Here is a 10486-nt window from a genome sequence, read left to right as displayed (position 1 = left end):
CATCCGCCCCTTCGGGGCACCTTCTCCCGGTGGGAGAACGGATTACGCCACGGATTTTTTTATGAGCCGCAAGCACGCCTTCCAGTTCCTCGACCTGCCCCGGCAGATGCCGCAACGCATTCCGGTGGAACTGCGCACCTCCGGCGACTGGAACGAGCTGTACGGCAAGTTCGACAAGGCCGATGCGCAGTACCAGGCCGGGCGCTGCCTGGATTGCGGCAATCCGTACTGCAGCTGGAAGTGCCCGGTGCACAACGCGATCCCGCAGTGGCTGCAACTGGTGCAGGAGAACCGCATCGAGGAAGCCGCGGCGCTGTGCCACAGCACCAATCCGCTGCCGGAAGTGTGCGGGCGGGTGTGCCCGCAGGACCGCCTGTGCGAAGGCAGCTGCACGCTGGAGGAGTTCGGCGCGGTCACCATCGGCGCGGTCGAGAAGTACATCGTCGATACCGCGCTCAACAACGGCTGGCGCCCGGACCTGAGCCAGGTCGAACCCACCGGCAAGCGCGTGGCGGTGATCGGCGCCGGTCCGGCCGGACTGAGTTGCGCCGATCGCCTGGCGCGCGCCGGCATCCAGGCGGTGGTGTACGATCGCTACGAGCAGATCGGCGGGCTGCTGCAGTTCGGCATTCCCAGCTTCAAGCTGGACAAGAGCGTGATCGGCAAGCGCCGCGAGGTGCTCGAAGGCATGGGCGTGCAGTTCCGCCTGGGCGTGGAGATCGGCCGCGACGTGAGCCTGGAGCAACTGCTTGGCGAATACGACGCGGTGTTCCTGGGCACCGGCGCCTACCGCTACACCGACGGCGGCCTGCCCGGCCAGGACCTGCCCGGCGTGCTGCCGGCGCTGCCGTTCCTGGTGCAGAACAGCCGCATCGTCGGCGGCAACGATCCCTGGGGCCGGCCGATCGCCGGCTGGGAAGACAAGATCGCGCTGCCCGACCTGAGCGGCAAGCGCGTGGTGGTGCTGGGCGGCGGCGACACCGGCATGGACTGCGTGCGCAGCGCGATCCGCCTGGGCGCGGCCAAGGTCACCTGCGCCTACCGCCGCGACGAGGCCAACATGCCCGGCTCGGCGCGCGAGGTGGCCAATGCGCGCGAGGAAGGCGTGCGCTTCCTGTTCAACCGCCAGCCGCTGGCGGTGGAAGCCGACGCCGACGGCAACCTGGCCGGCGTGCGCGTGGTGCAGACCCGGCTCGGCGAGCCGGATGCGCGCGGGCGCCAGGCCGCGGTACCGGTGGAAGGTAGCGAATCGCTGCTGGACGCGGACGTGGTGATCATCGCCTTCGGCTTCTCGCCGAGCGTGCCCGAGTGGCTGGCGGCGCAGGGCGTGGAAGGCACCGCCAACGGCCGCATCCTCGCCGGCGGCAGCGATGCCGACGGCAGCGGCCGCCTGCCGTACCAGACCACCAATCCCAAGCTGTTCGCCGGCGGCGACGCGGTACGCGGCGCCGACCTGGTGGTGACCGCGGTGGCCGAAGGCCGCGATGCCGCGGCCAGCATCGCCGCCTGGATCGGCAACCGCCTGCCGGTGACGACCCAGGCCGCCGCCTGAGCGACGGCGCACGGTCTCGGCGAAATTCGGCCGGTTCGGCGCGGGCGGGAACATCGCAGAGTTAGCGGTGCGGCCGACGGCAGCACCGCCGAACTGCTGCCTGGCATTCCCGGGATGCAGGACGCGTGTGGCGTCGCTGGCGTCGCGCCCCTTCCACCGCGACTCCTTCGCTGCGCACCTGACCTGGCGCACGGACGGCTGACGCAGTGCCGCGACCACGGTCACGCCGCTGCTGTCGGCTGCAGCACGCGCCTGCCGTGACGCCGCCGACGTCCGCGCGCAGCGTGCCTGGGTCAGGTGAATGCCGGGCTAACACGGGTGCGTGCAGGCTGGCGATCCCGGGGGCGATCCTTGCACGCTTGCGCCTGCCGTCCCGCATTCCCCCGACGCGGACGGCGCCTCCCCTCACCCAAGGAAGCTCCCCCATGTCGCTTTCCTCGTCGTGTTCTGTGCGCTGGCGTTCCCTGCCGCTGGCGCTGCTGCTCGCCGTCGCCTGCAACGCCGCCGCCGAAGGCCGCAACGTGCTCAAGTACGCCGGCGTCAACCTGTCCGGCGCCGAGTTCAACTCCGGCAAGAAGCCCGGCGTGCTGTACAAGGACTACACCTACCCGACGGCGACCGACTACAGCTACTTCGCCAGCAAGGGCATGAACACCATCCGCCTGCCGTTCCTGTGGGAACGCCTGCAACCCACCGCCAAGGGCGAGTTCGACCAGGCGCAACTGGCGCTGTTGAAGAAGGCGGTGGAGCAGGCCAAGGCCAACCACCTGTACCTGATCCTGGATCCGCACAACTACGCCAAGTACAACGGCGCGCTGGTCGGCAGCGAAGGTGCCCCGGACGAGGTGTTCGCCGACCTGTGGCGGCGCCTGGCCAAGGAGTTCAAGGGCGACGACAACGTCATCTTCGGGCTGATGAACGAACCCAATGCGGTGTCCTCGACCGACTGGGCCAGCGCGGCGCAGGCGGCGATCGACGCGATCCGCAAGGTCGGCGCCAACAACCTGATCCTGGTGCCGGGCACCGCCTACACCGGCGCGCACAGCTGGCGCAGCACCGCCTACGGCACGCCGAACGCGGTGGCGCTGCAGCCACTCAAGGATCCACGCAACCGCATGGCGTTCGAAGCGCACCAGTACCTGGATCGCGACAACAGCGGCACCAAGGGCGAGTGCGTCAGCGCCACCGCCGGTGCCGAAAAGCTGGCCGGGTTCGTCAGCTGGTTGCGCGAGAACAAGAAGGTCGGCTTCATCGGCGAGTTCGCCACCGCCAACACACCTACCTGCAACCAGGCGCTGGAGAACATGCTCAGCTACATGCAGAAAAACGACGACGTGATCCTGGGCTGGACCTGGTGGGCGGCCGGTGCGTGGTGGAAGCCCGACTATCCGTTCAACGTGCAGCCCGGCAAGGACGGCAGCGAGAAGCCGCAGATGCCGATCCTGTCCAAGTACGCCCGCCAGATCACCGGCAAGAAGTGAGCCGCCGTTGCCGGCGCCGTGTGCCGGCAACGCCTCGCATCACCGCACAACGCGTGCAGCGTCCGCGACGCGCACGCCGGGCACAGCGCATGCAGCGCGATCCAGTACCGGTTCGCGCTGCCAATCGCGGCACAGATCCAGGCATCCGCACCTGCGACGCATCGCCTCGCCCTCGGCAATGCACTACGGTGTCCGCACACCGTTGTCATCAGCCCGGCCTGGCAGTTCCATCGGCCGGGTTCCCCCTTGATGCCGAAGGAGACCCACCATGATCGCGCGCACCTTGCGTCGGCGGTCGCGGCACGCATGGCGTGCCGCGCTGCTGCTGTGCCTGTCCGTTCCGCTGCCGTCGCTGCAGGCGCAAGAGGCGCTGCGTTTCGCCGGCGTCAACCTGTCCGGCGCCGAGATCGCGCCGTCGAAGATTCCCGGCGTCGTCGGCGTCGACTACACCTATCCGCGCAGCAGCGACTACCCCTATTTCGCCGGCAAGGGCATGAACCTGCTGCGCCTGCCGGTGCGTTGGGAACGCCTGCAACCGCAGCCGCGCGGTCCGCTCGACGCGGCGCAACTGGCGCTGATCGACGACGCCGTGCAGCAAGCCAAGGCGCAGGGCATGTACGTGATCGTGGACATCCACAACTACGCGCGTTACGACGGCCGCCTCATCGGCAGCACCGGCCTGCCGGTCGCCGCCTTCGTCGACCTGTGGCAGCGTCTGGCGCGCGCCTACGGCAGCGACAACGCGGTGGTATTCGGGCTGATGAACGAGCCGCATGGCATCAGCCCCGCCGCCTGGGCCGGCGCCGCGCAAGCCACGCTCGATGCGATCCGCGCCACCGGCGCCAGCAACCTGATCCTGGTGCCGGGCGCGCTGTGGACCGGCGCGCATAGCTGGTACACGCCGGTGGACGGCACGTCGAACGCCAGCGCGCTGGCCACGCTGCACGATCCGCTGCAGCGCGTGGCGATCGAAGTGCACCAATACCTCGATGCCGACTCCAGCGGCACCAGCCCGGTCTGCGTCAGCGACGACATCGGCGCCGAACGCCTGCGCGCGTTCACCGGATGGTTGCAGGAGACCGGCCACCTCGGCTTTCTCGGCGAATTCGGCGCCGCCGACAATCCGGTCTGCCGGCGCGCACTCGATGGCATGCTCGCCGACATCGCGCAGCACCCGACGCTGTGGCTGGGCTGGAGCTACTGGGCCGGCGGCGCCTGGTGGCGCGCCGACTATCCGTTCAACGTGCAGCCCGACGCCGACGGCCACGACCGCCCGCAGATGGCGATCCTCGCGCCCTGGGCGCAGCGCATCACGCGCTGAGCCCGGCGCTGCCGAAGGCGAGGCGCGCGTGCGGCGCCATGCGTCACGACGCCGTGGCGCGCGCCGACACATAGGGATCTTTAGTCACGCCGGGACGTGTGCTGTGAGCGGCGCTCCCCTTTTCTTGCGAGATCAGCCGAGGCGGGCTTTACCGCGAACGCGTCGTCGCGGCTGCGCCGCTCCCACAGGGCAAGCTGCATCCAGCGGATTGTGCGCAAGCAGGCGAGTAGAGGCGCCCGCGTGACCTGCGACGTGCAATGCGTCGCACATTTCCGATGACCACGATCGCTCTGGCATGGCGGTTGCAGCGTGGTGCACGGCCGCGCACGCCGCATCGCGGCGGCGCCTGCCGCTCTTTCCCCACGAAGGATCCGCCATGCCACGCAATTCCCGTTTTTTCCGCTTCCCGCAATGGCGGCAGCGCGCCGCGCTGTGCCTGCTCCTGGCCGCCTGCGTGCCGTTCGCCCACGCGCAGCAGACGCTGCGCTATGCCGGCATCAACCTGGCCGGTGCCGAGTTCAACTCGGCGAAGAAGCCCGGCGTGCTGTTCAAGGACTATGTGTATCCCACCGACGCCGACTATGCGTACACCGCGGCGCAGGGCATGAACATCGTGCGCCTGCCGTTCCTGTGGGAGCGGCTGCAGCCGCAGGCCAACGGCCCGCTGGACACCGCGCAACTCGAGGCCCTGCGCACCGCCGTCGCGCGCGCCAAGCGCTACGACCTGCAACTGATCCTGGACGTGCACAACTACGCCAAGTACAACGGCGTGCGCATCGGCGGCGACGCGGTGCCGGCGGCGGCGCTGGCCGATCTGTGGCGGCGCCTGGCGCTGGTGTTCGGCAACGACAGCAGCGTGGTGTTCGGGCTGATGAACGAACCCAACGGCCTGGCAGCGGGCGACTGGGCGGCCATCGCGCAAGCGGCGATCGACGCGATCCGCGGCACCGGTGCCGACAATCTGATCCTGGTGCCCGGCACCGCCTTCAGCGGCGCGCACAGCTGGAACAGCACCTGGTACGGCGTGTCCAACGCGCAGGGGTTGCTGACGGTCCACGATCCCGCCGGCAACCTGGCGTTCGAAGTGCATCAGTACCTGGATCCGGACTCCTCCGGCACCAGTCCCGCCTGCGTCGGCACCAGCATCGGCGCGGAGCGTCTGCAAGGGTTCACCCAATGGCTGCGCGCCAACGGCTATCGCGGCTTCCTCGGCGAGTTCGGCGGCAGCAGCGACGCCACCTGCCTGGCCGCGCTCGACACCATGCTCGACTACGTCCACGCCAACGGCGACGTCTGGCTGGGCTGGACCGCCTGGGCCGGCGGCGCGTGGTGGCGCAGCGACTACGCGTTCAACCTGCAACCGGACAAGAGCGGGGCCGACAAGCCGCAGATGGACGTGCTGGCGGTGCGCGCGCAGCAGATCACGCAGTGACCGCGGCAAGGCCGGGGTCCACGGCGGCGGCATGGCGATCGCGCGGCGATTGAGTCGGCCCCGGGACGGGCGCAGACTGTCGCACCTTCTCCGCACGGATCGACGCATGCGCCTGGGCCTGGCCGCCAACCGATTGCACCACCAGGGCAAGGATGCCGCGCTGTTCCGCTGGCTGCGCGCCAGCGAAGCCGGCATCCGCGAGCTGCAGCTCGGCCTGCATGCGGTCGGCCGCACCCACGAGGCGATCGTGCGTGCCGGGTTGTTGACCGGCTATACCGGCCTCAAGCGCTACCCGTTCGGCCGCGAAGGCGGACTGATGAAGCTGGTGGCCGAAGTCGTGGGCCTGGAAGGCGCCGAACGCACCCTCGACGGTGCCATCTACCTGATCGATCCGGTCGACCCATCCTCGATTTTCCCCGAGGCGATCGCGCTCAAGCGCCAGTGCGTGATCCACGGCAAGCCGTTCATTTCGACCGTGGCCAGTGCCCGCGACTGGGTGGAGATGGAGCGCATCCACGCCGCGTTGCCGCCGGACCGTGGCGCCGACGATCTGTACGCGCTGCAGCGGCAGACCCTGGCGCTGATCGCCCACGACGCGATGAAGCCGCAGATGCTGGCGTTCGCCAGCGCGCATTTCGACCTGCTGTCGCGCTTCGCCGAACGCGTGGCCACCGGCACCACCGGCCAGCGGCTCAACGAACTGGCCTGGAGCCGCGGCTGGCCGCAGGGCCAGGAGTGGGTGCACCGCTACCAGAGCGGCCCGATGGGCGGCGACGCCCAGATCGCCGATCGTGTGCTCGCGCGGCGCTGCCACCGCGCGATCTTCTTCGAGGATCCGCATGTCGCGCGCCAGCACGAGGCCGACATCCAGTTGCTGGAACGCGCAGTGACCACGGTCACCGACAGCGCCGTGTGCATCACCTCGCCGGTGATCGCCGCGCGCTGGGCGCAGTCCGCCGCACGCCGCCTCGCCGCGGACTGACACACGCGGTCATCGCGCGCGCTCGCCTCGCGCGTGGACAGCAGACAGGACCCGCCGCGACGCTGCGCCGGCGTGCGTGACCTTACGCACAGTCACTGCGATGTCACGCCGATCGCCAACACTGCCGCGCCTGTCCAGATCCCAGGGGGGATCCGATGTTGCGTTTCACCCTGCGCCTGCTGCTGCTCGGCGCAGCAGCACTGTGCGCGCTGCCGTCCGCGTCTGCGCAGCCGGCCGAGCGCCTGCGCGTGCACGGTTCCAACAGTCTCGGCGCGCGGCTGATGCCGGCGCTCGTGGAATCCTGGCTGCAGAGCATGGGCTACCGGCAACTGCAACGGCGTCGCGTCGATGCGACGACGCTGGAGATCGCCGCAGTGCGCGACGACGCGGCGCTGGTGGTCGAGATCGCCGGCACCGGCTCGGCCGCCGGCATCGCCGACCTGGTGCATGGCGACGCCGAGCTGGCGATGCTGGCGCGCCAGCCCGACACGCGCGAACGCGAGGCCGCCTGGCAGCTCGGCGACCTGGCCTCGCCGGACCAGCAGTTCGTCGTCGCCCTGGACGGTGCGCGGGTCCTGGTCGCCGCCGACAACCCCATCGCCACGCTCAGCGTCGCGCAGCTGCGCGATATCCTCAGCGGCCGGACGACGCGCTGGTCGCAACTCGGTGGTGCGGACCTGCCGATCGCGCTCCATCGCAGCGCCGTGCATGGCGGGCTCGACGATTTCCTGCGCGAGCGCCTGGCGCTGCCGGCGCTGCACGCGCCGGGGGAGGTCCTGCATGCCGACCAGGCCGAGGCCGCGCGCGCCATCGCCGGCCATCCCGACGCCTTGGCGATCGTCGGGCTGACCACACCGGTGCCGGCCGGCACGCGCGCCCTGGCCATCGCCGACGGCGGCCTCGCCGTCGCCCCGACCGCGGCGGCAGTGCGCGGCGAAGACTATCCATTGGTCCAGCGCTACAGCCTGTACGGCGGGCAGATGATGTCGGCGCTCGGCCGCAGCCTGGCCCTGTATGCGGTCGGCCCGCAGGCGCAGCAACTGGTGCGCCGGCTCGGTCCGATCGCCATGACGATCGACGTCGACCCCACCACACCGCCAAGCGCGAGCGCCGCTGTCCGCACCGACGCGGCCTACATCCATGCCATCGCGGGCGCCCGGCGTCTGACCACCACGCTGCGTTTCAGCCTGCACTCGTTCAATGGGATGTACGAGGCGCGCAGCGCCCAGGACCTGGACCGGCTCGTCGCCTTCATGCACCAGCCGGCGATGCGCGGTCGCGTCCTGGCGGTGATCGGCTTCGCCACGCCGGACAGTGCCAACCGCCTGTACCCGACCATCGCCAGCAACGACCGTGCCGACGTGGTCGCCGCGTATCTGGTGCAACGCGGCGTCGCGGTGGAGCGCGTCCGCGGCCTCGGCGCACTGCGTCCGCTGCTTGGCGGCGAAGACGCCGCGGCCAAGGCCCGCAACGAGCGCGTCGAGCTTTGGCTGCTGGATCGGGCGCGGTAGCACGCTAGGCGCAGGTCGAAGAGCGTGGCGACGGGTGGACGCATCGGTGCCGCGGGACGCGAATGCGTGGCGTGGCATCCCGCAGTTTTCTTTGAGACGACAGCTGCAGCGGACACGGCGGTCCATCTGCAAAAGCGTAGCGCGATCAAGCACGACGCCGCTGGCCGGGTAGCCGATACAGCGGTCGATACCGATGCAGAGCGCCTGCTGCAGGAACGAGCGCTTCCATAACGGCAAAAGCGAGCACACGTGCAGGAGCGGCCTCAGCCGCGACGAGGCGTCCCCGGGAATGCCCGTCGCGGCTGAAGCTGCTCCTACAAAAACCTCAAGCCTCAACCGAACGACACCTTCAGCTCGCCACGACAAGGTGCGGCTGCGAACGGCTCGGCACGCCGCCCAAGGGAACCACGTCGACGCACGGATGGCGCCACATGGCCACGCCAGACGAGCGAGCGGATCCCGGCTACAGCGCGCCGCCGTGGGCCATGCCCCGTTCACCGCACGACGCCTAAAGTCGCCCGACAACGCTCGCCCATCTAGCCCTGGAGATCGCCATGCCTCGTCCGTCGCACGCCGTGCTTGGCGTGATGCTTGCCGCAGCCGCCCTGGCGCACAGCGCGCCCGCCGCCGCAGTGCAGCGGCTGTGGCCGACCGCGGACCAATGGCAACAACTGCACGCCTCGGCCGCCACCGATCCGGCCTGGCGCCAAGTCGAGGCGGCGCAGGCCCGGCTGGCCGATGCGGCGCGCGCACAGGGCGCGCATCCGCTCGACAACCTGAGCACCGGCGGCCGCCTGCACGGCGATCCGGTAAAGGCGGCGACCGAAGCCAGCCTCGGCGACATGCCGCGCATCCAGGCGCTGGCGCTGGGCTACGCCCTGGACGGCGGGCGCGCGGACGCATTGGCCGCCGGCGACCAACTCGCGCAATGGGCCGCACGCAACGTGCCCAACGGCAATCCGATCGACGAGACCGGGCTGGAACCGGCGATCTTCGCCTACCGCATCGTGCGCCCGACGCTGCCGGACGCGCAACGCCACGCCATCGACGCCTGGATGCGAAAGATCGCCGACGCCGAAATCGGCTCGCGCGATCTCAAGCGCAAGACCGCCACCAACAACTGGCATAGCCACCGCCTGAAGACCGTGGGCATGATCGGCGCCGCGCTCGACGACACCCGGTTGCTGGACTACGCCCGCACCGGCTTTCGCCAGCAGATCGCCGACAACCTGTTGCCCGACGGCCGCAGCATCGATTTCGTCGAACGCGATGCGCTGTCCTATCACGTCTACGACCTGCGCCCGCTGGTGACGCTGGCATTGCTGTTCTCCGAACGCGGCGAAGACCTCTACCACTGGCGCGCGCCGAACGGCGCATCGCTGGCGCGCAGCGTCGACTGGCTGCTGCCGTATCTGCGCGGCGAACGCAGCCACGCCGAGTTCGTCGGCAGCCAGGTGCCGTTCGACAAGGCACGCTCGGACAACGGCGAAGCCGGACACGTGATCGGCACGCCGTACGCAGCGGAGAGCGCGGAATCGTTGTTGGTGCTTGCCGCAGCCTACGACCCTGCCTGCGCCCGCTTGGCCCAACAGCTCGGCCACGGCACGCCGTCTTGGCGCCTCGCGATCAGCACATTGCCCGATTCACCGCGCTAGCCCCGTCACACCCGCCGGCATCGGAACGCCGGCGCTCAGCCAAGTCATGACGGAGGGGCCTGCGACGCGGCACGTCTCGATGCGAGCCGTTGCGCACCTCATCGCGCGGCACAGCGGCGCAGGAAGTGGTCGAGCGGTTTGGCCTCATCCGGCCCTTCGAGTGCCCCTTCTTCCGACGGGAGAAGGGAGTAACCGAGCCCCTCTCCCCCGGGAGAGGGGTTGGGGTGAGGGTACGGCGTGCGCAGCGCGCCACCGATCCGTCATTGCGAGGTTTCGCCCGCAACCTCATCTGCCCCTGCGGGACCCCTTCTCCCGACGGGAGAAGGGAGCAACCGAGCCCCTCTCCCCCCGGGAGAGGGGTTGGGTTGAGGGTACGGCGTGCGCAGCGCGCCACCGATCCGTCATTGCGAGGTTTCGCCCGCAACCTCATCTGCCCCTGCGGGGCCGCTTCTTCCGACGGGAGAAGGGAGGAACCGAGCCCCTCTCCCCGCGGGAGAGGGGTCGGGGTGAGGGAACGGGCAGCGCCTCGCCGATCCGTCATTTCGAGGCTTT

At 70.0% G+C, this 10486-nt stretch carries 7 protein-coding genes; all 7 read left to right on the top strand.

The genetic code is table 11. From position 1 onward, the window contains the following. Positions 1–61 precede the first annotated feature (61 nt). Positions 62–1552 (top strand): FAD-dependent oxidoreductase, encoded by a 1491-nt coding sequence (locus FHR56_RS18960; protein WP_160947939.1) that lies wholly within the window; start codon positions 62–64, stop codon positions 1550–1552. 464 nt (positions 1553–2016) lie between these two features. Next, a complete protein-coding gene (locus tag FHR56_RS18955) occupies positions 2017–3033 on the top strand; it encodes a glycoside hydrolase family 5 protein (protein WP_343160769.1) in 1017 nt (338 codons plus the stop codon). Between the two features lie 268 nt (positions 3034–3301). After that, complete coding sequence (locus FHR56_RS18950) at positions 3302–4354, top strand: glycoside hydrolase family 5 protein (protein WP_160947941.1); 1053 nt, start codon at positions 3302–3304, stop codon at positions 4352–4354. Between the two features lie 376 nt (positions 4355–4730). After that, positions 4731–5786, top strand: a complete 1056-nt coding sequence (locus tag FHR56_RS18945; protein WP_160947942.1) for a glycoside hydrolase family 5 protein — start codon at positions 4731–4733, stop codon at positions 5784–5786. 106 nt (positions 5787–5892) lie between these two features. Beyond that, on the top strand, positions 5893–6768 hold the full coding sequence (locus FHR56_RS18940; protein WP_160947943.1) for a methylglyoxal synthase: 876 nt from the start codon (positions 5893–5895) through the stop codon (positions 6766–6768). A 155-nt stretch (positions 6769–6923) separates the two neighbouring features. Beyond that, a complete protein-coding gene (locus FHR56_RS18935; protein WP_160947944.1) occupies positions 6924–8279 on the top strand; it encodes a substrate-binding domain-containing protein in 1356 nt (451 codons plus the stop codon). Between the two features lie 554 nt (positions 8280–8833). Continuing rightward, positions 8834–9934 (top strand): alginate lyase family protein, encoded by a 1101-nt coding sequence (locus FHR56_RS18930; protein ID WP_237473337.1) that lies wholly within the window; start codon positions 8834–8836, stop codon positions 9932–9934. Positions 9935–10486: the final 552 nt, after the last annotated feature.

This window comes from Xanthomonas sp. F10 (assembly GCF_014206815.1).
GTDB classification, from domain to species: domain Bacteria; phylum Pseudomonadota; class Gammaproteobacteria; order Xanthomonadales; family Xanthomonadaceae; genus Xanthomonas_A; species Xanthomonas_A indica.
This window is presented reverse-complemented; position numbering and strand designations above follow the sequence as displayed.